The organism is Vibrio sp. QJM3NY_15, assembly GCF_057785995.1.
In genome coordinates this window covers 2,935,674-2,960,927 of record NZ_CM173517.1, presented here as the reverse complement: position 1 = coordinate 2,960,927, position 25,254 = coordinate 2,935,674, and the positions used below count along the sequence as shown (strand labels likewise).

Here is a 25,254-nt window from a genome sequence, read left to right as displayed (position 1 = left end):
AACTTTTATTTTCACCCGTACGGTCAAATAAGTCACAAATTGACAACATCATTGTGTAACTGAGTAAATTATTGAGGTTTTATGGCTAAGGCAAAACGAGCTTATGTGTGTAATGACTGTGGTGCTGACTTTCCACGTTGGCAGGGACAGTGCAATGCATGTGGTGCTTGGAACACGATTACAGAAGTTAGGCTAGCGGCTTCACCTCAAGTTGCGCGTAATGAACGACTCAGTGGTGGTTACGCGGGTGGCACAACAGAATCTTCGGTTCAAACACTTTCTGAGATTGACCTGCAAGAAGTCCCTCGCTTTAGTAGCGGCTTCAAAGAGCTCGACCGTGTACTTGGTGGCGGTGTCGTTCCTGGCGCTGCAATTCTGATCGGTGGTAATCCCGGTGCAGGTAAATCAACCCTGTTACTGCAGACCATGTGTCAGCTTTCTTCGCAATTACCGACTCTCTATGTCACTGGGGAAGAATCCTTACAGCAGGTAGCGATGCGTGCCTCTCGATTGGGCTTACCAAAAGAGCACTTAAAAATGCTCTCTGAAACCAACGTCGATAAAATCTGTCAGGTTGCTGAGAAGGAGCAACCTAAGATCATGGTTATCGACTCGATCCAAGTAATGCATGTCGCTGATGTTCAATCATCGCCAGGCAGTGTTGCTCAGGTACGCGAATCGGCAACCGCATTAACGCGCTATGCGAAACAGAACAACGTTGCCGTGTTCCTAGTAGGACACGTAACTAAAGACGGTACCTTAGCTGGACCAAAAGTACTTGAACACATTATTGACTGCTCGGTGCTGTTAGATGGTGGAACGGATAGCCGTTTTAGAACGCTACGCAGTCACAAGAACCGTTTTGGTGCCGTGAATGAGCTTGGTGTGTTTGCGATGACAGGCCAAGGACTAAAAGAAGTCAGCAACCCATCGGCTATTTTCTTGTCTCGCGGTGAAGAAGAAACCTCAGGCAGTTCAGTGATGGTGGTTTGGGAAGGGACGCGTCCACTTCTTGTTGAAATCCAAGCGCTGGTGGACTATTCGCAGCTGGCAAACCCGCGTCGTGTCGCGGTTGGTCTTGAGCAAAATCGACTGTCATTGTTATTAGCAGTGCTGCATAAACATGGCGGCTTACAAATGGCTGACCAAGATGTGTTTGTGAATGTCGTTGGTGGTGTTAAAGTAACCGAAACTAGCGCAGATCTAGCATTAGTGATGGCATTACTTTCTAGCTTTAGAGACCGAGCACTACCGAAAGATGTGGTTGTGTTTGGTGAAGTAGGCCTTGCGGGTGAGATTCGACCAGTACCAAGTGGACAAGAGCGTTTGAATGAAGCGTTTAAGCATGGTTTTAAGAGGGCGATAGTGCCTGCTGCGAACATGCCTAAAGGCGGCATTCCTGGAATGCAGATCCACGGGGTCAAAAAATTATCAGAGGCAATTAATGCTTTTGATGAGTTGTAATTGAGCTCACTTCAGCTACTCTATACAGCAGAAAATCAGTCTAACTTGAACGCTAATTGCGCTTTAGGTTAGCACTAAACCTAACAATCATTTAGATTGTTTCTACAGATTGCCTTTTCGTTTTTGTTACGAAAAGGCAAAGTTTTTTAGTCCCAAATGCATGCAAAGCTATCAGTCCTCACAGATTGTGATATACTCTGCGCGCATTTTATATCCTATTAACAGAGTAAGACAATGGCAGATTTATCGAAATACAGAAACATTGGTATTTTCGCGCACGTTGATGCGGGTAAAACAACTACCACTGAGCGTATCCTTAAGCTAACTGGTCAGATCCACAAGACTGGTGAAGTACATGATGGCGAATCAACTACTGACTTCATGGAACAGGAAGCTGAGCGCGGAATTACTATCCAATCAGCAGCTGTAAGCTGTTTCTGGAACGGTCACCGTCTAAACGTTATCGATACTCCTGGACACGTTGACTTCACAGTTGAAGTATACCGTTCTCTTAAAGTACTTGATGGCGGTATCGGTGTATTCTGTGGTTCTGGTGGTGTTGAACCACAATCAGAAACTAACTGGCGCTACGCTAACGAATCAGAAGTATCTCGTCTGATCTTCGTTAACAAACTAGACCGTATGGGTGCAGATTTCTACAACGTTGTTGACCAAGTTAAAAACGTTCTAGGCGCAACTCCTCTAGTTATGGTTCTACCAATCGGCCGCGAAGATGAATTCGTGGGTGTTGTAGACCTTCTAAGCCGTAAAGCATACGTTTGGGATGACACTGGTCTTCCTGAAAACTACGAAATCCTAGATGTTCCTGCGGACATGGTAGACGACGTAGAGCAATACCGTGAAGAGCTAATCGAAACTGCTGTAGAGCAAGACGATGACCTAATGGAAGCTTACATGGAAGGTGAAGAGCCTTCTATCGAAGACATCAAGCGTTGTATCCGTAAAGGTACTCGTGACCTAGCGTTCTTCCCAACTTACTGTGGTTCTGCATTCAAGAACAAGGGTGTTCAAATCATTCTTGACGCTGTTGTAGATTACCTACCTTCTCCAACTGAAGTTGATCCTCAACCTCTAATGGATGAGAACGGTGAAGAAACTGGTAAGCACGCTATCGTTTCTACTGAAGAAACGTTTAAAGCTCTTGCATTCAAAATCATGGATGACCGTTTCGGTGCTCTAACTTTCGTTCGTATTTACTCTGGTAAATTGAACAAAGGCGACACGATTCTTAACTCATTCACAGGTAAAACTGAGCGTGTTGGCCGTATGGTTGAGATGCAAGCTGATGACCGTAACGAACTAACTAGCGCACAAGCTGGTGACATCATTGCGATCGTTGGTATGAAGAACGTGCAAACAGGTCACACTCTATGTGATCCTAAAGATCAAGTAACGCTTGAGCCAATGGTTTTCCCAACTCCAGTAATCTCTATCGCTGTATCTCCAAAAGATAAAGGCGGTTCTGAGAAAATGGGTATCGCGATCGGTAAAATGGTTGCAGAAGATCCATCTTTCCAAGTTGAAACTGACGAAGAAACTGGCGAAACTATCCTGAAAGGTATGGGTGAGCTTCACCTAGACATCAAGGTAGATATCCTTAAGCGTACTTACGGCGTTGACCTAACAGTTGGTGCTCCTCAAGTTGCTTACCGTGAAACTATCACTCAAGCAATTGAAGATAGCTACACGCATAAGAAACAGTCTGGTGGTTCTGGTCAATTCGGTAAGATCGATTACCGTATCAAGCCTGGCGAACCTGGTTCTGGCTTTACGTTCTCTTCAAAAGTTGTTGGCGGTAACGTACCTAAAGAATTCTGGCCTGCTGTTGAGAAAGGCTTTGCTGGCATGATGGAAAACGGCGTACTAGCTGGCTTCCCTACGCTAGACGTTGAAGTTGAACTTTACGATGGTGGTTTCCACGCAGTCGATTCATCTGCAATCGCATTTGAAATCGCAGCGAAAGGTGCATTCCGTCAATCTATGCCTAAAGCTGGCGCGCAACTTCTTGAGCCAATCATGAACGTTGACGTATTTACTCCAGAAGATCACGTTGGTGATGTTATCGGTGACCTTAACCGTCGTCGTGGCATGATCAAAGATCAACAAGCTGGCGTAACTGGCGTTCGTATTAAAGCTGACGTACCACTTTCAGAAATGTTTGGTTACATCGGTCACCTACGTACAATTACTTCAGGCCGTGGCCAATTCTCTATGGAATTCGCACAGTACTCTCCATGTCCAATGAACGTGGCAGAAGAAGTAATCGCTAAAGTTAAAGCAGAAAAAGAAGCTGGTAAGTAATTAGCCCTTTTCTAAATTAACTAAAAAAGCCCCGCAAGTGAAAGCTTGCGGGGCTTTTTGTTACTTGTAACATACTGCGAGATGCGAGATGCGAGATGCGAGATGCGAGATGCGAGATGCGAGATGCGAGATGCGAGATGCGAGATTGATACGGTGATATGGTCCCGTATTAAGCAGATACGGGACAAATTTAGATAGAGCGAAAAAGAGAGGGACTAGCGTTTCAAATCAATGTAAATCTGCTCTACTTTAGTACGAGCCCAGTCTGTTTTACGCAAAAACTTTAAGCTAGATTTAATGCTTGGGTCTTTTTTGAAACAGTTGATGTTCACCATGTAACTCAACTCTTCCCAACCGTAATGCTCAACCAATTCAGTCAGTAGCTTCTGCAATGTGATACCGTGAAGTGGGTTATTTTCTTGTGTCATGAGATGTTCTCGCCATTTATTTGAGCTCAGTATATCAGTTTCGCTTTATGAATTATCAGACCATTTAAGCTCGTAATCTGTCTCGATAATAGAAAGTTCTTCTCGACCTTTATTTCCAAACAACTGAACCTGACTTTGCATCCAAGCTTCAAAGCGTTTGATTTTCTCACGATGAAAGTATCCCGCTGGCGCACATAGGAAATAGTTGTATTTGGGCTTAAGTGCGATATTACCTATCCGTACCAGCTTCTTTTCCTGTAAATACCGATAAACCAAGCTGTGCTTAACCAGTGCGACACCTTGAACGGATAACGCCCCTTCTAAAACAAAATGCGAACCATCAAATTGCAGTGATGAACGTCCTGCCTTTGCTCCAACAACATCTAACCATAGATTCCAATCCATATCAGGCCAGCGGTCTTCAATTAGCTCAGCTTTGTGTAGATCGTCGATGCCATAAATACCATGCTTCTCTTGGTAGATAGGGTGGCAGACAGGGTAAACCACTTCGTCCATTAACCAACGCGATTCAATGTTTGGATAATTACCATGACCATATCGAACGCAGACATCGACATTAGAATCTTCAAACGTCACGAGCTTGTTGGTCGGTTCAATCAACATGGATAGATCTGGGTGACGATCGCGAAAGTCACCAATTCTAGGTACCAACCAGTGTTGGGCAAATGATGGCACGGTCGAAATAGACAGTTGAGTGGGATTTGGGTCTTGGTTAATTCGCCTCACACCATCTTGAATGTGGGCAAAGCCTTTCTTAGCTTGCAGGTAAAGCACTTCACCTTCATGAGTGAGTACTATTTTTCGGTGCTGACGAATAAACAAGTCTGCACCTAACCACTCTTCAAGTTGGCGAATTTGTTGGCTGACGGCAGCCGCCGTGACAAATAGCTTTTCTGCTGCGAGCTTAAAACTGCCAGTTTCAGCCGCAGTATAAAAATAGTAGATCCCTTGGAATGGTGGGGTGCGTTCTCTCACATTAGTTTTCCTTAACTGAATGCCAATATCTATCGTTTGTCGCGAGTGTGTCGTTGGTCGATTATTGACCATAACAAAGCAGATAATCAATAGGAGAAAGGTTATGAATACAATAACTGCGGGAAAAAATAGTCATCAAGCATTCTTTTCATCACTGTCAGTTAAGAAATTCTATTCTAAATTTAGACTGTATCTTCAGAACCGTAGAACGAGAAAGCACCTAGCTGAACTGTCGGATCATTTGCTTGAAGATGTTGGTATTACCCGAGGCCAGGCTAATGAAGAGGTGAGAAAAGCATTTTGGGAATGATTAAGATGATCAGACGTAACTCTTTCTTTTTAGGAGGAGTTACGCCAAAACCAATGCTAGATCTTTGAGATATCAGAAACTTCTTCATGCAGCCATTCAGTAAACGCCGCAATACGCTCTTTTCTCGGTGAGCTAGGATCAAAACATAAGTTAACTTGAACGCCAGGTGTCATCCCAATATTAAACGGTTTAACAAGCAGGCCGCGTTCTATAAAGTCTCCAGCTAAGCTATCTGTTGCCAGGCAAACCCCATGGCCCGCCATCACTGTCGTTAACCCCATATCAAAGGTTCCCACCTCCATCCATTGAACTGCGGTGTCTTGCATTGGAATGTTCGCTTGTCTGAACCATTCCTCCCAAGGGAAAAGGCCACCCTCAAATTGAATCAACCAACACTTTAGTAGTTGTTCTGGTGATGTGAATTTCAAAGAACTGGCGAGATCGGGTGAGCAAAAGGGGTACAGAGGTTCGTTGAACAGTACTTCAAGTGCTAAACCTTGCTCAACACACAGATCTTCCCCTTGTCGAATAGCGACATCAATTTCACCATGTTTTAGATTTGGTGTGTCACACCCTGTAAGGATCTTGATTGGTATCTCAGGGTGCTTGACTGAGAATTTCCAAAGCCTCGGCAGCAACCAACGCGATGCAAAAGAGGGAGGGCTTCGAACAACGATAACGCCTTGCAAGGGTTCAGACTGGATCTTATTCAATCCGACAACAAGCTCTTTAAATCCATCTGACACATGTTGGAAGAGAGTCCGCCCCTCTTGAGTTAATGCCATTTCACGCCCTTTCCTGATGAACAGCTTGCACTCTAGTTGTTCCTCTAACTGACGGATCTTTTGGCTGACAGCAGCTTGGCTAACAAAGAGCTCTTCTGCTGCCTTGCTGTAGCTACTCAAGCGAGCTGCGACTTCGAAGTAACGAAGTCCGGAAAGGTGGCGTAGTCTATTATCCATAACGTCTTCTTATAGTTCTTGTTAGAAATGGTTGTTCGCTTATCGAACAAGTTGTTTTCATAATAACGACAGAACGATGGCAAATACAAGAGAGTAATTATGGAAGTATTAATCAGTTGGACGAGATTTTATGGTGCTAAGTTATTTAAAAATAAGAAGATAAGAGTAGGTAAAGTTAAGGCGAAACAGAATAAGGTTTTATGTGCGGAACAGCTGAGTCGTCGAGTGAAAGAAGACATAGGGTTAGAATATGAGAACAGCGATGCAACTGATTATACTAAATATTTATAATTATGACTTATGTATCCATTAGCGTGAAGGCTAGTCTCGCTGGTTCTATCTCACAGCTACAATATTCATTTGTACTCGCTTAATCCAGCCTGACTTTACCCATTAATCATCGAGTACTTATAACATCCTATTCCTACTAAACTAAATGCTTAGTTTTCAATTCACGTTGTCTTATTTTTGAGACTGCAACTCTGATTTATATAGAAACAAGCGTCGTAATGTTTTTTTCCTTTCTTTGTCTAATGGATATAAAACAGACAGTTATTTTGGGGATTAATAAATGAAAATTAAATTACTATGTATTATTAGACTCTTTAATTTTATATAAGCAATTGAATTAAATTAAATTAAATAAAAAACCGTTTGAATCCACCTCCGTATTAATAGTATTGAAATTGATTATTTGAATGGTGCTTGTGTAACTCATTTGTCAGTTCTATATATGTAGTGTTCAGTTTTTCTATATCTCCTGAGGTTTTCTATTAGGCTAGATAAGGTGAATAGAAAGACGAGAGGGTGGGGGCTGTATGAAATCTATTTTAAGAGTTTCGGAGCGTAGCTGTTTCCGAAGCAGTTTAAAATCAAAAATGAAAGGCATCGCTATTATCGAGTTTACGGTTGTGGTGAGCCTGTTTTTTGCGCTTTTCTTAACGGTTGTCGATCTTGGTATTTATGGGTTTGTTAAATTGACCATGCAACATTCGGCAAGAGAGGGCGCAAGATATGCCATCACAGGTCGTTCTGATCTGGATCCTGACGCATCAAGTAGTCGCGAGGCGGCAATATTAGAAAAAATTTCTCAATCCTCGAGTGGCTTGCTCGACAAAGTGATGGATGTCCAAAATATACGTGTTGAAGATGTCTATGGCAACGCAGTCACTGGCTTTGGTGGCTCTGGAGACATTATTTCTATTCATCTTGATTGCGAGTGGCCATCTGTAAATCCTTATATGTATGTTTTGCTTGATGACGGGAAGTTTAAATTTACCGTTAGCGCGGCAATGAAAAACGAAGCTTTTTAAGGAGGGACAGGATGTTTCCTTTACAGATAAAAAAAACCGCTGAGAAAGGGTTTGCGGCAATCGAAATGACGTTAATAGCACCATTGTTTATGTTGCTTATTGTTGCTGCTGTCGATATCACGCACCTCATTCAAGCCAACCACATCATTATTAGTATCAGCCGAGAAGGTGGAAACATTATTTCTCGGAGTAATACTGACACCCCCCAAGAAGTGATGGACATCATCGCCACGACATCGGGAACATTGGATTTGACGCAAGACGGCGTCATTTACATTACCGAGGTGGTTGGGCAAGAAGATGCTTCTCCCTACATTAAAAGCCAATACCGATGGAACCAACACGGGTTAAGTAAAAATAGTGCTATTTGGTCGAGCTGCAGTAATTGGGCAAATGATGGAGAGTGTTCTGATGTGGATGCAGATGATCCTCCACTCATTAATAATTTAGCCGTTGCGCTTGATGATGGGGAGATCGTGTACAGCGTAGAAGTATTCTATGACTATTCGCCGATTTTTAGTCGAGTATTCGATGAGGAATATATTCTGAGCGACACAACATATATGTAAGGGAGGTTAAAATGGATAAGGGAACCCCAATCAAATATCGTTACAGTCGTGGGTTAGTGGCTTTGATGTCAGTCATCGCACTGCCTTTTATTCTGTTAGTTGTCGGGCTTTCTGTTGATGCTGGACGTGCTTATATCGTTAAGTCGAAATTATTTGCAGCAGTCGATGCCGCCAGTATTGCCGCTGCAAGAGCGGTCGCCAATGGCGAAGATGCAGGGCGTGCCGCTGCTCAAAAATATTTTACAGCAAATATCCCTGCCGACTTTTATTCTGCAACACCTAGCTTGGGCGCAGTCAATTTCTCCTATGATTCATTCGGTAATATCTCGATTGATATTTCAGCTACGGCACAAGTGCCGACAATCTTTTTACCTTTAATAGGGTTAGACACATTTAACCCTGGCGTGTCAGCACAATCTATTCGTCGCCCTGTCGATCTAGTGTTAGTGATTGATAACACAACTTCCTTGAGGCTTGGCAGCATAGGTGATGTGACTCAAGACGTTATTGATAGGTCTAAGTCATTCGTTGAAAATTTCCATGAAGGGTTTGACCGAATTTCATTGGTTAAATTTGCTTTCGGAGCTGAGGTTCCAGTGGGGTTTAATGCAACTCGTGGCCATAGCCGAAGTACTATCAAATCTGAAATAGACAGCTTTAATTTTGGTAGTACGTCTAATGCACAATATACCAATGCATCAGAGGGCATCTATCGAGCTTTAAATGAGCTTAGAACGGTTACCGATCCCGCTAACTTGAAAGTGATCGTATTCTTCACCGATGGAGCGCCAAATACCTTTGCGACAACGTTTGACTTTGAGGACGGTGATTCGCATACGGGAGCTATTCGATCGAGTGATGGCAGCAGTGGTACACCTCGAGGGCTTTGGAGACATGACTCGATTGCAACGACGTTAAGTGGAGGTTATGAGGGGCGTGATATTGATGACCATATTAGCGAGATGCCCGATTACTATACCACTCATGATTCAAGCGCAACCGAGTTCAATATTTTAAATCCGACTCATACGGTGCGGCCGGTAGCACAATATGACCCTGATAGTCATTCGGCAAATGATCTTTATACCAGAGTGAATCGTGTGGCACGTAATTTAGTGGAAGACATTGCTGAGGCTGCAAGAGGAGAAGATATTTATGTCTTTACCTTGGGGTTAGGTTCATCATTAACATCGGCAACCGGACCTGATAGTGAGTTTGGAGAAGACTTACTGTTACGAATGGCAAATTCTAGTGCGCTTTTGGATGACCCAGATTTAAGTGCGGATTATGACCCTGCCCAACTAGAAGGTGTGTATTGCCATGCCATCGATGAGGAAGCATTAGGCCCTTGCTTCGACGAGATGTTGGATGTGATTATCCGTTTAACTTTGTAACGTCTTTCTGGTTTAGCACTTTTGCATATTGATAGGTTAAAGGGAGCTTAATCGAGAGATTAGAAAAATAAAAGAGGGAGCTTTTGGCCCCCTCTCAATGCTATGTGTATTTTTGTCGTTGATTACTCTTCCCAAACCACCAATTTATCTTTTGGCCAGTTATGGCCGACTTCGTGATATTTCTGCTCAAGGATATGTCGCTTTATCTTAAGCGTTGGTGTTAACACGCCATTCTCAATGCTCCACGGTTCCTTAATCATTAATACGCCTTTGATCTTCTCGTGTGAGGCGAGTTGTTCGTTCATCTTCTCGATAACACGCTTGGTCGTTTTCTCATAACGAGCGCGATCAAAGTTAGGGAAGTCATGGGGTACAACAAGCAGGATAGGGCCTGGTAAGCCTAAGCCTATCAAACACATCATTTCTACGCGGCTGTATTCAAAGAGTTTGTTCTCGATTGGAACGGGAGCAACAAACTTACCTTTAGCGGTTTTAAAGGTATCTTTCTTACGTCCACGAATCGTTAAATAGCCTTCGCTGTCAATATCACCAATATCACCCGTATGTAGCCAACCCTCTGAATCAAAAGACTCTTGAGTTGCAATATCATTTTTGTAGTAGCCAGAGAATAGCCCTTTACCTCGAACCAAAATCTCTTCGTCTTCAGCTATTTTGAGCTCGATACCCGGGCCAGCATTACCAACACTACCAATTTTGTCTGCTCTAAATGGATAGTTGAGCGTGCTGTAGGCGAAAGACTCTGTCATTCCCCATGCCTCGGTGATGTGTAAACCAACGCTTTCATACCATGCGAGTAAAGCCGGTGATACTGGCGCTGAACCACAACCAAGAACGCGAGCTTGGTCTAAACCCAGACCATCAGCCAGTTTCTTCTTAATTATGTTATTCACAAATGGAATTTTAAGTAAGAAGTTCAGTTTTTTCTGTGGAAGCTTATCTTGGATTCGCTGTTGGAATAGAGTCCATAAACGAGGAACTGAAATAAACAAAGTTGGACGGTGCATTTTTACATCGTCAATAAACGTGTCTAAAGATTCAGGGAAAGCAGTGACCACTCCGCCCATTACGGACGAACCAAAGATGTACACTCGTTCGGTGATATGGGCAAGCGGCAGGTAAGAAAATAGACGGTCGCCGGGTTGGATCCCAATGTGATCGATTAATCTCTGAACTGACCATGTAAAGGCACCATACGTGAGCATTGCGCCTTTAGGTAACCCAGATGTACCCGATGTATACACAAGCGACATTAGCTTATCATCGTGATGCTGAGGTCGTTTAGTGGATGGTTCATGTGTCTCTATGAGCTGCTCAAAAGTATGTTGGCACTTCGCCGCAGTATCGTAGGGTAACGAGATACTAACTAAGCTCGGATTATCATCGAGTACTTTTTGTGTCGCTGCAGGATCATCAAGCTTACCTGCAATTACGATCTTACTTTCACTGTGTTCAATACAGTACTGAATGGTGTCTGCTCCCGCTGTTGGGAAGATTGGGACGCTGACAAAATCTCCTAACATCATGGCAAGATCACAGATAAACCACTCTGCACAGTTTTTTGAAACGAGAGCGACTCGATCGCCGGGTTGGGCTCCGAGTCCTTCTAATGCTGACGCCAGTTTTAGTGCTTTGTCGGCCACTTCTTTATAAGTGAATTCAACAAATTGGCGGTTAATGATTTGTTTTAAATAGACTTCATCTGGGCGTTCTTCTGCCCATTTTAAAATCATGTCATTGGGTGTAGGGAGAGCTGTTGCTTTTTCTTGGCTAAACTCGTTAGGCTGAATCATTGTCTAACTCCATGTTTTTCGCTAAGTTATTTTTGTTAAAATCATGTTAAATGTACCATGATTTTTTCTTTTAGGGAGTAAAATTAGCGTTTTCTGTTATCCGTGCAGGCACGTCTGTAACTTGCGGGTGTTACTCCGGTCCTTTTCTTAAAGATTCTTGAAAAATACGACACATCCTTGTATCCACATTGGTAAGAAATAACAGCTATTTTTGATTCGGTATCGGCTTCGATTAACTTTTTGGCCAATAGGATTCGTTTATCGCACACAAAGTCTCTAAAGCTTACCCCAAAGTGTAGATGAAACTTCTTAGAAAAGTAGGTTGTTGAACAATGGCACTTTTCCGCGATCTCGGTTTCTCTGATTTCTTTGTTGATGTTGTCCATAACAAAGTTAACGACTTCAGAGGTAAACAACTTTGCAGGTAGTTGATTATTGTTGTTCGTATCTCGGTCTAGATCAAAGTGAGGCTCGAAGATGTGTTGTGTTTTACGCTGTAGTTCTTCGAACTTACTGGTCAGATGATTACTGCTCGTTTCGATAACAAAGAATATATTCTTATGATTTCGCACGATATTAGGTATCTTACCTGAACAAATAATGACTATTCGCTTGTTTAGGTTTTCACAAATAGACAGTGCCATTGTAAGTAGTTGAAGTTCATCCGTTCGATTCAATATATAGAATACTAACCTTACATCTAAGTTACTGATTATAGATATATCTTGTTTATAGTTCTCAATAGGGAAGTAATGACTAATTTTATTGGTAATAATTGAGTTGAAATCACTGTCTATATCAGAAAGTAGTGGTGTTATTATTTCCATTGGTATTGAACCTGTGTCATATCAAAATAAACAGTAAGGAATTAATGTGAAAATGGTATTTATTAAATAGATTAGAAGTACCACAAAAAAGTGCAAGTAAATAGCAAGAAAATCCTAACCGAATATATTGTTCAGCTCTAGATTTAGTTTACAGGTAAACAAAACCTGTTACCTAAATCAAGGAGAGATTCTCATGAGTAAGTTTTTGAAAAATTGTAAAGAATTCATGAATGATGAAGAAGGTCTTACTGTCATTGAATACGTAATTGGTGCTGCTATGCTCGTATTGGGGTTAACGACAATATTTACTGGTATTGGTACTGCGCTATCAACGAAACTAAGTACAATCGTTGATCAAATTAGTACCTCATAAGAGTTTACCAAAATGAACTTTAAAAGAGTGGGACGCCAGAAAGGATTAACTGTGGTGGAATATGTCATTGGAGCAGCTTCACTTGTCATTCTCGCTTGGTTAATATTTTCTGGAATAGCAACTGCTCTAATCAGTAAGTTTCTTTCGATTGTAGCGGGTATCTAAATTAATGATAAGTGAATCTTTGGTTTTTTGGGCGTTGCTTATTATTGTTTCGGTATACGATGTTGAGAAACATCGTATACCAAATAAGATACTGATTTTATTTTTGTTTTTATATTTTTTATCAGTGTTAAATAGTGGGTTTTCTTTAGATGCATTAGCTGCGTCATTAATAGGTGCTCTAGTTCTTTTCTGTTCAGGTTTGATTTTGTATTTTCTGAGGGCCATGTCTGCAGGGGATGTGAAATTATTAGGTGTTATTGGGTTGTATATTGGGTGGGGCTCATTACTTGATGTGTCTTATTACATACTCATCGCTGCCGGAATAATAGGAACATTATATTTACTTTATAATCGAGCCAATAATAGTGAGATGACAGTTAGACGATACTTTGAAGAAAAAATAATGCTAGTTAGCGGGATATCACCTGATATTAAAGGTGAACCTGTTGTGCATTCTCGTTACTCAAATAAAGTAACCATGCCATTTGCTCCTTCAGTTGTAATAGGTTTAGCGATGTACAGTTATTTTACATAGATCAAACTAATTCACTAGTCGATGTGTTGGAGAGGACATATGGATATGAGAGGGATACCTTCCCCGAGCAATTTAAAGCCTCAAATATCAGCTCCTGTGGTTCCGACTTCCATTGAAATGCTTGGTGTTCCTGAGGTTGTTGTTGAAAACTTGTTGCTCAAGCACTTATCCGCTTACCCTAAATCTGATGTGCTGGAACTTTCTAACTATTTGTGTGTAGTGACACATATTGTTGAAAACGGACTTGCGGTACTCAGAAATAAATCCCTTATCGAAGTATTCCAACCTACTTCTACTTTGTCTTTGGAGTCGTCTTCTCATAGTCATGTGCGTTATTCCTTGTCAGAAAAAGGCTTAGAAGAGGCCGACCTTGCGTTCAAACGAGATGCTTATTTAGGTCCAGTTCCTGTTTCTCTCAAACAATATACTGAAATTGTAGAGCAACAAGATTTAAGGGCAGAGCTTGTTACTCGCCCTGATGTGGAAGCTGCATTGAGTGATGTTTACGGCGTACAAAAAATGATCTCCGTGTTAGGGCCGGCAATAAACTCGGGTAGGGCGCTGTTGTTGTATGGGCACGCTGGTACAGGTAAGACTTTTGTTGCGTCTCGTATCGTAAATGCGCTTCATACTTCAGTTTTTATCCCCTATGCCGTTTATGCGTTAGGAAATGTTATTAAGGTTTTTTCAGCGCAACATCATACCCCGTTAGATCGTAATGGTAGTGAGCAAACTGTTTCACTCCGAGATCAATACGATAAGCGATGGCTCAATTGTGAACGTCCTAATATCCAAGTGGGTGGAGAGCTCACCATGGATATGCTTGAGGTAAATCACTCCGAGCACAATCGCGTTTGGTTAGCACCTTTACAAATGATGGCTAATAACGGCATTTTTGTTATTGATGATCTGGGACGCCAACCCATGCCGGTGGATGCTTTGCTCAACCGCTGGATCGTACCAATGGAATACTTCTTTGATCACCTGTCATTACCGAATGGGCAACAGATCACCATGCCATTCGTTTTAACGCTCGCATTTTCTACCAATTTGAATCCTGAAAAGATCAGTGACCCTGCCTTTCTACGTCGCTTGGGCTACAAAATAGAATTCAAGCCTCTGAATCAGCAAGATTATGAAGCTCTGTGGGTGAGCGTAACTGTTGATAAAGAGATAGAGCTGCAAGATGGTTTCTTTGAGCGTTTGTCTCAAATGCATACGCTGCACAAAGTACCGCTTTTCCCTTGTTTACCGAAAGACCTTGTTGGTATTAGCAAAGACATTCTTTCGTTTGAGCAACTCCCACCCGTTATCACATTCGACATTCTAGCCATGGCATGGAAAGTCTATTTTACCTCTGATGGACACGAGGAAGAGAATAATGAATAAGAGTCAAGTTTTCCTACTGTTTTTACTGTCCGTAGTATTCGGTTTAGCCGCTGTATTTTTCGCTAAACAATGGATGGACAATCAAGTTCAACCGACGATTGAAGTCGAGCAAGTTGAGCGTCATCCGGTTGTAGTGGCATCTCAAGAAATTGAAGCTGGAACCATAATTGAAGAGCAATATTTAACAACCAAGTTGATGGAAGTTGATTGGATCAATGAAAACAACTATTCGGATAAAACAGAACTGCTCGGCAAAGTAGTCGCCAATACCATTTATGCCGGAGAGGTACTTCATAAGTTACGTTTTACTGTGCCAGGAGAAGGGTCAACACTTGCTGCTCTTATTCCTGAAAATAAACGTGCAGTAACGATACGTGTTGATGATGTTATTGGTGTGGCTGGTTTCTTATTACCGGGGAATAAGGTTGATATTCTCAATACTGTTTCTTACGGAAAAAATTCTGCAGCGACTCAAACGGTATTAAAAGACATTAAGGTTTTGGCTGTAGACCAAACGGCTAAAACGAAAGAGAACAGTCCGATTATCGTTCGTGCGGTAACACTTGAGATGACGCCAAAAGAGGCTGAGAAACTCCTCACGGCTAAAAGCAAAGGTAGTATTCAGCTGACCTTGAGAAATCCACATGAAGTAGAGAAAAAAGTGGTTCGTCGATATGTGCCTAGACCAAGTGTCACCATTATCAAAGGTACAGAAACATCTAGTGTGCGCGTCAAGGATTGAGGTGAGATATGAAAATATTATTAGCGTGTGTTTTTAGCCTGATTTGTTTTTCGGCAGCCAGTGTTGCTGCTCTGCAGACGGGAAAAACGGTCACGGTTCCACATCACAAATCTACGCATGTGGTGCTGTCGGGAAAAGCGGCGAAGGTTTCTCTTGGTGATCCTGAAGTCTTAGATATTGTGATTTTGAAATCTAATGAGTTGTTCTTAATTGGTAAAAAATTAGGGGCGACAAATTTGATGGCTTGGGATTCGCGAGGTCAGTTGATTGAGTCGATTAACATCGAAGTTACCCATGATCTTAATAGCTTAAAGTCAAAGCTATACGAGTTTCTTCCAGATGAGACGATTGAGGTTCATAGTGCGCAAAACCGTTTGCTGTTAAGTGGGCAAATCAGTAATCAACAAAAAATGAATGTAGCGATGCGAATTGCCGAAACTTATGCGGCAGGACAAGCAGCGGATGATGCTAAAGAGAGTGGTAGTGAGCAAGCAGCCGCAACGGGTGTGATCAACTTGATGTCTATTGGTGGCGCACAACAAGTTATGCTTGAAGTGACGGTCGCCGAGGTTCAGCGAAGCTTAGTGAGAAAGTTCGATGCTAACTTCCATTTCTTCCAAACCAGTGGTTCTAACTTTTCGTGGGGCGCTTCATCAGTCCCTGCTGGTGTATTGGGCGCAACGCCAATTTTCGATATCCCAACCTCTACCGATTACGGGATTTTAGGTTCTTTCATCGATAGTAATACCTTGTTTACTTTTGCTCTTGATGTCGCGAAGCAAAACGGCGTGGCTAAGGTATTAGCTGAGCCAAACTTAACCGCATTGAGTGGCTCAAAAGCTGAGTTTCTAGCGGGTGGTGAGTTTCCTATTCCTGTTCCCGACGATGATGGAATTACCATTGAGTACAAGGAATACGGTGTCGGGTTGAAATTCATACCTACCGTACTCAGCGATAAAAAAATCAATCTTAACCTAGCGGTTGATGTGAGTGAGATAGCTAACAGCAGTTCATTGACTATCGATCCTGGTTCGACGAATGCGACTTATTTTATCCCACCAATCACACGTCGAAGTGCATCTTCTACGCTTGAGCTTGCTGATGGCCAAACTATCGGTATTGCAGGGTTGTTGAGTGAGAATGTACGAGATGTCAGTAACAAAATGCCGGGTATTGGTGATGTGCCGATTTTAGGTCAGCTTTTCAATAGTCAGGAATACATATCGGGTGAAACCGAGCTTGTTATTCTTGTCACACCTCGACTCGCCAAACCGGTGGATAGAAGTAAAATCACGCTGCCAACTGATGCCTTTGTAGATCCTAATGACCTGGAATATTACTTATTAGGTAGAAGTGCTTACATTGCTGAGCCTTCTGATTCTGATTCTGAAGACAGCAGCAATACAAATTCAGACAAAGGAATCGCGCCAACTGATGGTGGCAGTGAAGGTTCATTTGGTCATGATTTATAAGGAGATAGATATGATTAGAACAATGATGGTCTTTCTCGTCATTCTATTAGCGGGTTGCGCGAATGACGCACCTTTGGGTCAGTCGGTTGCTAAGCTGCAAGCAGAACAAACGTACAACCCTAATGCGACTCAAGAGAACTTGCAGGTTTTACCTGATGGTACCGGGGAGCGTATGCAAGCTGGGTACGATAAGTATGTGGGTAAAGGTGATGAAGAACTCTCCGGAAGTAGCAGCCAGGTTTTAAAGAGCTTTAATTAGTTTGGAGGTACTTTATGTTGTATCAAGTATCAAGAACACCTAAAAGACAGGGCGGGTTGGTGGTCATATTTGTGACCATTGCGCTGTTAGTTTTCCTAGCCGTATCTGCCTTAGCGGTGGATATAAATCATATGCTAGTAAATAAAACTCGCCTGCAGAATGTGGTTGACTCCGCGGCTTTAGCAGCAGCGACGATTTTAGATAACAGCAAAGATCAAACTGCGGTATCAACAGAAGTTACATCAACATTAAATGCAATGGCGGGATCTTCTGGCAATCATGAATTTGATTTTTCGACTGCTGTAGTAACCGTAGAGTATTCGAATGATCCACAAGACTTTGTTGGAGTGGCAACGTTCGGTGCTGACGATGATGTTTATGTGCGAGTCAATGTCAGTTCATTGGATATGGATGAATTCTTTATTCAGATGTTTGGCTTGGCCAAAAGCGTATCTGCAACCGCTGTTGCAGGGCCAAGTTCTGGCCAACAAGTCGTAAACAACATTGTACCGATTGGAGTGTGTATTGGTGATGGAACCTCAGATAATGATGTAAATGAAGATGGCTATCACGATACTACTGGCGCGGAAATTACCAACGTATTTGGTTATGAAGTCGGTAGTGTTCAGGCGCTTAAAGTCGGGGACAAAAAGCTGTCTCAGATGGGGAATGGTAACTACCACTTGCTGGACTTTGGATCTGGAGGGAGCACAGTTAGAGAAGCTTTGGCTGGATACTATGATTACTCAGTTGCGATTGGCGATGATGTCACAACTAAGCCCGGAGGAACGGTTGGCCCCACAGGTCAAGGGTTGAACACTCGTTTTGGTGATTACGGTGGAGGATTGGCGAGTTCAGATTATCCTTCCGATTACGTAACAACAGAACCTAGTTCTAAAATTACGATAGACAGTAAAACGGGCGATATAGACTTTGATGGTTCTTATACCTATGCGCAATATGAGGCCGCTACAAACGCATGCATTGCAAATAACGGTTCAGGTTGCGTTTCCGGTGGTACTGCATGGCGACGTATCCTCCCAATCCCTATGGTCGACTGTTCAGGGAAAAGTGGTGGAGTAACCACTTTTACTGTAGAGAAAATAGGGTGTTTCTTCTTATTGCAAAAAGCGCCAACAAACAATTCTGGCACGCCTGCTGTGTTTGGTGAATTTATACACTCTTGCAGTGTCGCTGGTGGCTCTAGTGGCTCAGAGTCATCCACTGAAGGTCCATATACGATTGTGTTGTATAAGGATCCTGATGGAGAGGGGTCGTAAGTTATGAATAGTAAATTCAAAAAACAGCAAGGTTTTGCTGCGATTGAAATGATGATTGCGACACCGGTGTTACTGTTTTTCTTGGTGTTGGTTCTTGAGCTGGGAAACATTTTAATCCACTACAACATCATCTCCAAATCTGTTCAAAATGGGGCCCGCTATGCGGTTACTGAGGTTTATGGAACACAAGGTGGAACAGTAGCGCCTACTGCAGAAATCCAAAACATAGTGGTTTATGGGAAGAATACAGTCGGTACTGCAATACTCTCGAGCCTTGTCACTTCCGATGTGACAATTACCCCTCCTTCTGGCGATAGTTACGTGCGAGTAACGGTTAATTACAACTATGTTCCGCACTTTTTATCTATCCCATTTTCATCGGAAAGTTTATCGGTTCCTTTGAGCGTATCGTCCGTGATGAGGGTTTTCTGATGAAGTTAATCAAGAAACAAAACGGTTTAGCCATCATTGAGTTTACGATTGTTTCTTGGTTGATATTCTTGCTGATTTTTTTGATTGTCGCCTTGGGGGCTTATGTATTTTCCCTGCAAATAGTGAACGAAGCGACAAGAAAAGCAGCAAGGTTAGCCACCGTTTGTTACGTGTTGGATCGCGATAATATTGCAGGGGTTGTTGTCGAAGATATACCCATATTAGGCTTTAGTGATAGTAATTTGGAGGTTGCGTATTTGGATGCTGCAGGCGCTGAGATTACTTCTGATCTGGAAGCAAACCTGAGTGCGATTAAGTTTGTACGAGCAAGAGCGACAGGTTATGGCATTCAACTGATCAGTAACCTAAGCTTTTTAGGAACGAATGGTTTTTTGGCTGCACCTGCATTTGAGACAATTTTACCGTCTGAGAACTTAGGTGTGATAAGAGCGAATTCAAATACTAGGACAAGATGTCCGAAACAAATACAGGGTGAGTAGCATGGGCGAAGCAATTGATATTTTACCTAATGAAGACGATGCGATTCGCCTTAAAACTAACTTGAATGTATGGCTGATTTATAACAATGAGAATTTTCATGCTCATATGAGACAGCAATTGAAACGTTGTCGAAACGTGCATATTGAGTCTTTTTCTTTGTTAGGTATGACTGAAGAGTATGTGAAAAATATTGATGCCCCAGATTTAATCTTTGTTGAAGCAAGCGGTGGCTGGGCTCAGAAAATGGTGGATTTGCAAAGCTACAATCTGCAGTTAGAAGAGCATGATTTATCTTTGGTTGTGTTTGGTGATGAAAGTGACAATGGGTCATTAAAAATAGCGCTAAGACTCGGTGCTTCGGATTTTTTGTCTCACGATATATCGATTTCTGGTCTTCTCCCCTTACTAAAGAAAACAGCGGCAGAGAAAATCGAAAACTCGAGCTACGGAGAAGTGTTCTTATTTATCAACACTAAAGGTGGTATGGGGGCGACAACCTTAGCGCTCAATACAGCCGTAGAAATAGCAAGTTACCACCCGAATGAGGTGCTGTTGCTCGATATTGACCTCCAGTTTGGTGTTATTCCTGAGTATTTGAATATCACGCCTACCTACAGTATTTCTGATGCCATCGATAGCTCCAATGATTTGGATGAGATGTCTTTGAGTAGCTTGGTGAATAAGCACACATCAGGGTTACACGTTTTAAGTTTCAAGCATGAAAATAACGCAGATGATTATGAACATGCTCAGAAAATCGGGAAGTTACTGCCCGTATTACGTCGCTTCTATCGCTACATTATTATCGATTTTTCTCGAGGGTTGGATCATATCTTCGCATCGGCTATCTCTCCTGCGACTAAGGTGTTACTTGTTGCTCAACAAACCTTGGTTTCGGTTAAAAATAGTAATCGATTAATTCGAACGCTCAAGTTTGAGTACGGGTTGCAGCAGGACTCAATCGAGATCATTGTGAATCGTTATGAAAAGCGACAAACCATCAAGCTAACAGACATAGAACAAACCGTTGGAAAGCATGACATCCATTTAATGCCTAATGATTTTAAGGTGGCTCTTGAGAGCGCCAATTTAGGTTTGCCGTTGGTTGAATCGAAGAAAAAGAGCTCGATTACACGGTCGATTATTGATTTGTCCCATATCCTTTCTCCTCCAGAACAAGAAGAGAAAGGTTGGCTTAAAAAAATATTTTCATAACACGTTTGTTACAGCATATATGAGGGATCGTTATGTTCTTTAAACGAAAAAATATTAATCCGGAGTTTGAAAAGAAAGTAGAACAGTTTTCCCAAGAGGAAGACGGCGTTGTATCGCCCCTCATTCAGAAAGTAGCTAACGTATCTCATGAAGCTAAGAGTTTAGAGGCGAGTGAAGAGCAAGAGAAGTCGGTGAATGAGGCGAAAAAAGTCTTAGAGCAAGAATTGTCGATTAAACACTACTTTCATAAACAGCTACTTGAAACATTAGATTTGGGGCTACTTTCTAGTTTGGATAAAGAGCGCGCCAAAGTAGACCTTCATGAAGCGATCGTTCAGTTAATGGCGGATGACCAAAGCCACGCATTAAGTGCTGAGGGGCGTAAGCGAGTCATCAAACAAATTGAAGATGAAGTATTCGGCCTTGGTCCACTTGAACCATTATTAGCCGATAAAACGGTGTCCGATATTTTGGTCAACGGACCTAAAAGTGTTTATGTCGAACGCCGAGGCAAATTAGAAAAAACACCGTATACGTTTTTAGATGATCGTCACTTAAGAAACATTATTGATCGTATCGTTAGTCAGGTTGGACGCCGGATTGATGAAGCGTCTCCGATGGTGGATGCTCGATTAGTTGATGGTTCACGAGTAAATGCCATTATTCCCCCTTTGGCCTTAGATGGCCCTTCCGTTTCGATACGACGTTTTTCGGTAGACAGCCTAACCATGGATAATCTTCTGGAATACAAGTCAGCCTCTCCACAAATGGCAAAGTTCATTGAAGCTGCAGTAAAGGGTGAGCTCAATATCCTTATTTCTGGTGGTACAGGTTCAGGGAAAACGACGACGTTGAATATTTTTTCTGGGTTTATTCCTAGAGATAAACGGATTATTACCATAGAAGATTCCGCAGAGTTACAACTGCAACAGCCACACGTGATTCGTTTAGAAACACGGCCAGCAAACCTTGAGGGTAAAGGCGAGATCAGTCAGCGAGAGCTGGTAAAAAACACTTTGCGTATGCGGCCTGACCGTATTGTGGTCGGGGAGGTGCGTGGTAGCGAAGCTGTCGATATGTTAGCGGCAATGAACACTGGTCATGATGGTTCACTTGCCACGATTCACGCGAATACACCTCGTGATGCTCTAAGCCGTGTTGAGAATATGTTCTCGATGGCGGGGTGGAATATTTCAACGAAAAATCTCAGAGCGCAAATTGCTTCTGCTATTCATTTAGTGGTTCAAATGGAGAGACAAGAAGACGGTAAGCGTCGGATGGTCAGTATCCAAGAGATCAACGGGATGGAAGGAGAGGTTATCACTATGTCTGAGATCTTCCACTTCCAGCGTCAAGGTATAGACGAGAATGGCAATATCTTAGGTTATTACACTGCAACCGGTGTGGTTCCTCAGTCTCACGACCAGTTAGTTAAGCGTGGTCTTGACTTGCCGTTTGAGCTCTTTACCGAATCACATAGTTGAGGAGTCGATTATGGATAACGTAACTGTATCGTTGGCCCTATTGTTTGTCGCAGTGTTGTTTATTTCACAAGCCTTGTTATTGCCAGCTGCCGGTAAAAAAGCCAAGCACAAAGAGTTATCTCGTCGCTTAAAAGAGACGCAAAGAAATATTGATGAAGAGAGCTTGTCTCTCTTAAAAGAACATTACAACAAAGAGTTATCACCACTCGATCGGAAGTTGATCGTTATTCCTTTCTTTGCCGATCTAAAGCGCATGCTTGAGTTAGCAGGTCTCAAGCTCACATTAAGCCGCTTCTTATTAATCGTATTTTTGTGCGGAACGTTATTGGCTTTGATTGCTTTGGTTTTCAATCAGGTGTGGTTCATTTGTGTTGCCGCTTTTGTCTTTGTTTGGGTCATCGCTTATCTGTTTGTACAAAACCGAGTGACTTACAGAATGGCACGCTTTGAAGAACAGCTACCAGAGGCCTTGGATATTATCAGGAGGGCCTTACAAGCCGGCCAACCATTAGTTCAGTCTTTCAATGAGGTTGGCGAAGAGATGCCAGAGCCTATTGGGGTTGAGTTTAAGAATACCTATAACTTACTGAACTATGGTTACGACTTAAGGCTCGCTATTTTACAAATGACAGAAAGAGTACCGACGGTATCGATGCTGGCTTTCTCAAGTGCGGTCATGTTGCAGAAAGAAACGGGGGGGAATCTCTCTGAGAATCTACAAAAAGTATCTGAAGTATTAAGAGCCCGCTTTAAGCTAGAAAGAAAGATCAAAACTCTATCCGCTGAGAGTCGACTTTCTGCTTGGATACTGACGCTTTCTCCTTTCGCCCTATTTTTCGGTCTTAAATTCGTAAACCCTGAATACATCGAGCCTTTGTACAGCGATCCTAGAGGTATATCTATGGTCAGTGTCGGCGTGATTTTGTTGGCGATTGGGGCATTGTGGATAAGAAAAATTATAAATATCGAGATATAGATTATGGAATTCTTTGATTTAGAAGTATGGAAACAAACACTCTCTGAGTTCGGTATCAGCAGTCAAACTCTGCTGTACGGAATGATTTTGCTGACCACTATGTTACTGACTCTTACCCTTGGCTTTATTTTTGTTGGTACTCATTCCCCGTTGGATAAAAAACTAAAGCAAATTTCAGGAAGCAGTCACTCGAGTAGTCGCAAACCTTACGACTTCACTAACACCTTGGAGTCGTTGACGCCATTCATTGGGCGAGGGAACAAAAAGGACAACGAAACGTATTCAGAAAAGTTAATGCATGCTGGGTACCATGAAAAAAGCGCACTTTCTGTATTTTATGCCTTCAAAGTGCTTTCAACTTTGATAGGGTTTGTTTGTGCATTCACAGTGTTTTATTTAGACATAGGTGATAGTTATAACAATTTGCTGATTGTGACGTGTATTTTTGTCGGCACATTCTTACCTAATTTTATATTGAGTAAAATGCAAAAAGAGAGGCAGAGAAAAATCAGAAATGGGGTTCCTGATGCTTTAGACCTTTTAGTGGTGTGTACTGAATCAGGTCTTGGTTTTAATGCCGCACTAGGGCGTGTCGCTAATGAGTTATACATTTCACAACCCGAACTTGCCGATGAACTTGATACGGTATTTGCCAAAATACAAGCAGGTGTCACCATGCCTGATGCTTTGAGTCAACTCGTTGAACGAACGGGGCTTCGTGAATTGGAAGGGCTTGTTTCTTTGCTCTCGCATGCTTCAAGAATGGGGGGCAGTTTAGCTCAAACCTTGCGTGACTATACTGAAGATTTTCGAGACAAACGCCAACAAGCTGCGGAAGAAATTGCAGCGAAAATCCCCACAAAAATGCTATTTCCCATGTTGTTGTTCATTTGGCCTTGCTTCTTTATCGTTGCTCTTGGCCCCGGAATGATGATTGTAATGGATGCACTGACATCTCCAGGAGCGAGTTTATGATGCGAATGAATAGAATGGTTTTACTTTTACTGCCGTTAGTAATTCTCGGTTGCGCTTCTTCTGATGAGCCTACAAATCAGTTTGATGCCGAATTGTATTCGGGGAAGCCAATTGACACCTTAACCAGTGACGATCCGCCGGTCAGTGAAAAAGAAGCAATCATGCGTGGTGATGTCGCTCTTAGAGATAACAACATCGATTTAGCTCTTTATGAGTACATCCGATCTCTGTCTTTTCCTGAACAAGAGTTTCACGATAAAACGCTATTTACGATCGGTCGAATTCACTCATCGAGAGGTAATTACGCACTCGCTGAAAAAGCGTATTTGGCGGCATTAGATTTTAACCCTGCGCATACTGAAGTATTAGAGCAGTTAGGTGTTTTATATACTAAGCAGCGCCGTACAGACGAAGGTCGAAGCTACTTCTTTAAAGCGATCAATGCCGACCAAGTTCGCTTGAAAAGCAGTGAAACGATTAAAAACTACCAAGCGTTAAGTCAAAGTGAAGTAGCGGGTTTGAAGGTTGATAGTATGTCTCCTGCGTTGGCTTACATGGGAATCGGAGTCTTGGAAGATGTAGAAGGTAAACATCAGATAGCCCAAGAATATTTTAAAAAGTCTCTCACTATCGATAAAACTTCAGTGAAGGCTCTACTGAACATGGGTTACTCCCATTACATGTACGGCAACTACAAAGAAGCGTACCAATACACGCGTTCTGCTTTAGAGATCGAACCTAATAATGAGAAGGCTCAAAACAACCTTGCACTTATCTATTTGGCATCCGGTGATGTGAAAAAAGCCATAAATGTGTTTATGCGTCATATGGATGCGCCGGAAGCTCTGAATAATGTCGGTTACTTTTTAATTATTCAAGGTCGACCTGATGAAGCAATTCCTTACCTTCAACAAGCCATCGACAAAAAACCTTCGTATTACAAAATCGCCAATGAAAACCTAAGTCGAGCCTTAGCCGAGGTGAGAGAAATGAAGGCGAGCACACCAATATAGTGCTGTTCTATGAAAAGTTACTCTCCTTATGGTAAATAGCACAAATG

At 42.3% G+C, this 25,254-nt stretch carries 26 protein-coding genes; 21 read left to right on the top strand and 5 right to left on the bottom strand.

All coding sequences use genetic code 11. From position 1 onward, the window contains the following. Nucleotides 1–81 precede the first annotated feature (81 nt). Together radA and fusA are read left to right on the top strand one after the other, a co-directional pair. Nucleotides 82–1,464 (top strand): DNA repair protein RadA, encoded by a 1,383-nt coding sequence (gene radA / locus AC3CKG_RS13160; protein WP_017106963.1) that lies wholly within the window; start codon nucleotides 82–84, stop codon nucleotides 1,462–1,464. A 234-nt stretch (nucleotides 1,465–1,698) separates the two neighbouring features. Continuing rightward, nucleotides 1,699–3,786 (top strand): elongation factor G, encoded by a 2,088-nt coding sequence (gene fusA / locus AC3CKG_RS13155; RefSeq protein ID WP_017106964.1) that lies wholly within the window; start codon nucleotides 1,699–1,701, stop codon nucleotides 3,784–3,786. A 215-nt stretch (nucleotides 3,787–4,001) separates the two neighbouring features. Here fusA and AC3CKG_RS13150 read toward each other — a convergent pair whose 3' ends face one another. Both AC3CKG_RS13150 and AC3CKG_RS13145 read right to left on the bottom strand, forming a co-directional pair. Further along, nucleotides 4,002–4,214: a VF530 family protein gene (locus AC3CKG_RS13150; RefSeq protein WP_017106559.1), complete on the bottom strand. Its 213-nt coding sequence runs from the start codon at nucleotides 4,212–4,214 to the stop codon at nucleotides 4,002–4,004. Nucleotides 4,215–4,259: 45 nt separating this feature from the next. Then, complete coding sequence (locus AC3CKG_RS13145; protein WP_488528457.1) at nucleotides 4,260–5,210, bottom strand: LysR substrate-binding domain-containing protein; 951 nt, start codon at nucleotides 5,208–5,210, stop codon at nucleotides 4,260–4,262. Between the two features lie 103 nt (nucleotides 5,211–5,313). Here AC3CKG_RS13145 and AC3CKG_RS13140 point away from each other — a divergent pair, with 103 nt between their 5' ends. After that, nucleotides 5,314–5,520 carry a DUF1127 domain-containing protein gene (locus AC3CKG_RS13140; RefSeq protein ID WP_488528456.1) on the top strand — a complete coding sequence of 69 codons (207 nt, stop codon included), beginning with the start codon at nucleotides 5,314–5,316 and terminating at the stop codon, nucleotides 5,518–5,520. A 56-nt stretch (nucleotides 5,521–5,576) separates the two neighbouring features. On the opposite strand, the gene AC3CKG_RS13135 is transcribed toward AC3CKG_RS13140, so the two are convergent. Next, the gene (locus AC3CKG_RS13135; RefSeq protein ID WP_488528455.1) at nucleotides 5,577–6,482 is read right to left on the bottom strand and encodes a LysR substrate-binding domain-containing protein; all 906 of its coding nucleotides are present in this window, start codon (nucleotides 6,480–6,482) and stop codon (nucleotides 5,577–5,579) included. A gap of 99 nt (nucleotides 6,483–6,581) precedes the next feature. Between AC3CKG_RS13135 and AC3CKG_RS13130 the strand changes: the two genes are divergently transcribed. The 4 genes from AC3CKG_RS13130 to AC3CKG_RS13115 all read left to right on the top strand — a co-directional run bounded on the left by AC3CKG_RS13130 (nucleotide 6,582) and on the right by AC3CKG_RS13115 (nucleotide 9,758). Beyond that, entirely contained in the window at nucleotides 6,582–6,773 is a 192-nt protein-coding gene (locus AC3CKG_RS13130; protein WP_488528454.1) for a hypothetical protein, read from the top strand. 527 nt (nucleotides 6,774–7,300) lie between these two features. Then, the gene (locus tag AC3CKG_RS13125) at nucleotides 7,301–7,795 is read left to right on the top strand and encodes a TadE family protein (RefSeq protein WP_102578442.1); all 495 of its coding nucleotides are present in this window, start codon (nucleotides 7,301–7,303) and stop codon (nucleotides 7,793–7,795) included. Between the two features lie 11 nt (nucleotides 7,796–7,806). After that, the gene (locus AC3CKG_RS13120; protein ID WP_076668188.1) at nucleotides 7,807–8,364 is read left to right on the top strand and encodes a TadE/TadG family type IV pilus assembly protein; all 558 of its coding nucleotides are present in this window, start codon (nucleotides 7,807–7,809) and stop codon (nucleotides 8,362–8,364) included. Nucleotides 8,365–8,375: 11 nt separating this feature from the next. Continuing rightward, a complete protein-coding gene (locus AC3CKG_RS13115) occupies nucleotides 8,376–9,758 on the top strand; it encodes a vWA domain-containing protein (RefSeq protein ID WP_017108787.1) in 1,383 nt (460 codons plus the stop codon). Between the two features lie 122 nt (nucleotides 9,759–9,880). Here AC3CKG_RS13115 and AC3CKG_RS13110 read toward each other — a convergent pair whose 3' ends face one another. After that, entirely contained in the window at nucleotides 9,881–11,569 is a 1,689-nt protein-coding gene (locus AC3CKG_RS13110; protein WP_076668192.1) for an AMP-binding protein, read from the bottom strand. Nucleotides 11,570–11,652: 83 nt separating this feature from the next. Further along, nucleotides 11,653–12,396 carry a helix-turn-helix domain-containing protein gene (locus AC3CKG_RS13105; protein WP_065103026.1) on the bottom strand — a complete coding sequence of 248 codons (744 nt, stop codon included), beginning with the start codon at nucleotides 12,394–12,396 and terminating at the stop codon, nucleotides 11,653–11,655. 193 nt (nucleotides 12,397–12,589) lie between these two features. Here AC3CKG_RS13105 and AC3CKG_RS13100 point away from each other — a divergent pair, with 193 nt between their 5' ends. From AC3CKG_RS13100 to AC3CKG_RS13035, 14 genes are all read left to right on the top strand, one after another. Beyond that, entirely contained in the window at nucleotides 12,590–12,769 is a 180-nt protein-coding gene (locus tag AC3CKG_RS13100; protein ID WP_017088257.1) for a Flp family type IVb pilin, read from the top strand. A 169-nt stretch (nucleotides 12,770–12,938) separates the two neighbouring features. After that, entirely contained in the window at nucleotides 12,939–13,469 is a 531-nt protein-coding gene (locus tag AC3CKG_RS13095; RefSeq protein WP_488528453.1) for an A24 family peptidase, read from the top strand. Between the two features lie 39 nt (nucleotides 13,470–13,508). After that, the gene (locus AC3CKG_RS13090; RefSeq protein WP_102361898.1) at nucleotides 13,509–14,858 is read left to right on the top strand and encodes a P-loop NTPase family protein; all 1,350 of its coding nucleotides are present in this window, start codon (nucleotides 13,509–13,511) and stop codon (nucleotides 14,856–14,858) included. Beyond that, nucleotides 14,851–15,600, top strand: coding sequence for a Flp pilus assembly protein CpaB (gene cpaB / locus AC3CKG_RS13085; protein WP_017076279.1), 750 nt, complete (start codon nucleotides 14,851–14,853; stop codon nucleotides 15,598–15,600). Before AC3CKG_RS13090 ends, cpaB begins: the two co-directional genes overlap by 8 nt. A gap of 8 nt (nucleotides 15,601–15,608) precedes the next feature. Then, a complete protein-coding gene (locus AC3CKG_RS13080; RefSeq protein ID WP_488528452.1) occupies nucleotides 15,609–17,072 on the top strand; it encodes a type II and III secretion system protein family protein in 1,464 nt (487 codons plus the stop codon). Then, a complete protein-coding gene (locus tag AC3CKG_RS13075; protein WP_029225220.1) occupies nucleotides 17,062–17,331 on the top strand; it encodes a hypothetical protein in 270 nt (89 codons plus the stop codon). The genes AC3CKG_RS13080 and AC3CKG_RS13075 overlap by 11 nt, the downstream gene beginning before the upstream one ends. Nucleotides 17,332–17,345: 14 nt before the next feature. Next, the gene (locus AC3CKG_RS13070; RefSeq protein WP_488528451.1) at nucleotides 17,346–18,611 is read left to right on the top strand and encodes a pilus assembly protein TadG-related protein; all 1,266 of its coding nucleotides are present in this window, start codon (nucleotides 17,346–17,348) and stop codon (nucleotides 18,609–18,611) included. Between the two features lie 3 nt (nucleotides 18,612–18,614). Next, the gene (locus AC3CKG_RS13065) at nucleotides 18,615–19,043 is read left to right on the top strand and encodes a TadE/TadG family type IV pilus assembly protein (protein WP_065110856.1); all 429 of its coding nucleotides are present in this window, start codon (nucleotides 18,615–18,617) and stop codon (nucleotides 19,041–19,043) included. Beyond that, nucleotides 19,043–19,543, top strand: coding sequence for a TadE family protein (locus tag AC3CKG_RS13060; RefSeq protein ID WP_017076274.1), 501 nt, complete (start codon nucleotides 19,043–19,045; stop codon nucleotides 19,541–19,543). Before AC3CKG_RS13065 ends, AC3CKG_RS13060 begins: the two co-directional genes overlap by 1 nt. Nucleotide 19,544: 1 nt before the next feature. Beyond that, complete coding sequence (locus tag AC3CKG_RS13055) at nucleotides 19,545–20,759, top strand: AAA family ATPase (protein ID WP_017076273.1); 1,215 nt, start codon at nucleotides 19,545–19,547, stop codon at nucleotides 20,757–20,759. A gap of 32 nt (nucleotides 20,760–20,791) precedes the next feature. Further along, nucleotides 20,792–22,243 carry a TadA family conjugal transfer-associated ATPase gene (locus AC3CKG_RS13050; RefSeq protein ID WP_065676105.1) on the top strand — a complete coding sequence of 484 codons (1,452 nt, stop codon included), beginning with the start codon at nucleotides 20,792–20,794 and terminating at the stop codon, nucleotides 22,241–22,243. Between the two features lie 10 nt (nucleotides 22,244–22,253). Continuing rightward, complete coding sequence (locus AC3CKG_RS13045; protein WP_017110451.1) at nucleotides 22,254–23,219, top strand: type II secretion system F family protein; 966 nt, start codon at nucleotides 22,254–22,256, stop codon at nucleotides 23,217–23,219. Between the two features lie 3 nt (nucleotides 23,220–23,222). After that, nucleotides 23,223–24,194, top strand: coding sequence for a type II secretion system F family protein (locus AC3CKG_RS13040; protein WP_488528450.1), 972 nt, complete (start codon nucleotides 23,223–23,225; stop codon nucleotides 24,192–24,194). Then, a complete protein-coding gene (locus AC3CKG_RS13035) occupies nucleotides 24,191–25,207 on the top strand; it encodes a tetratricopeptide repeat protein (RefSeq protein WP_102544098.1) in 1,017 nt (338 codons plus the stop codon). The genes AC3CKG_RS13040 and AC3CKG_RS13035 overlap by 4 nt, the downstream gene beginning before the upstream one ends. The last annotated feature ends 47 nt before the right edge of the window (nucleotides 25,208–25,254 follow it).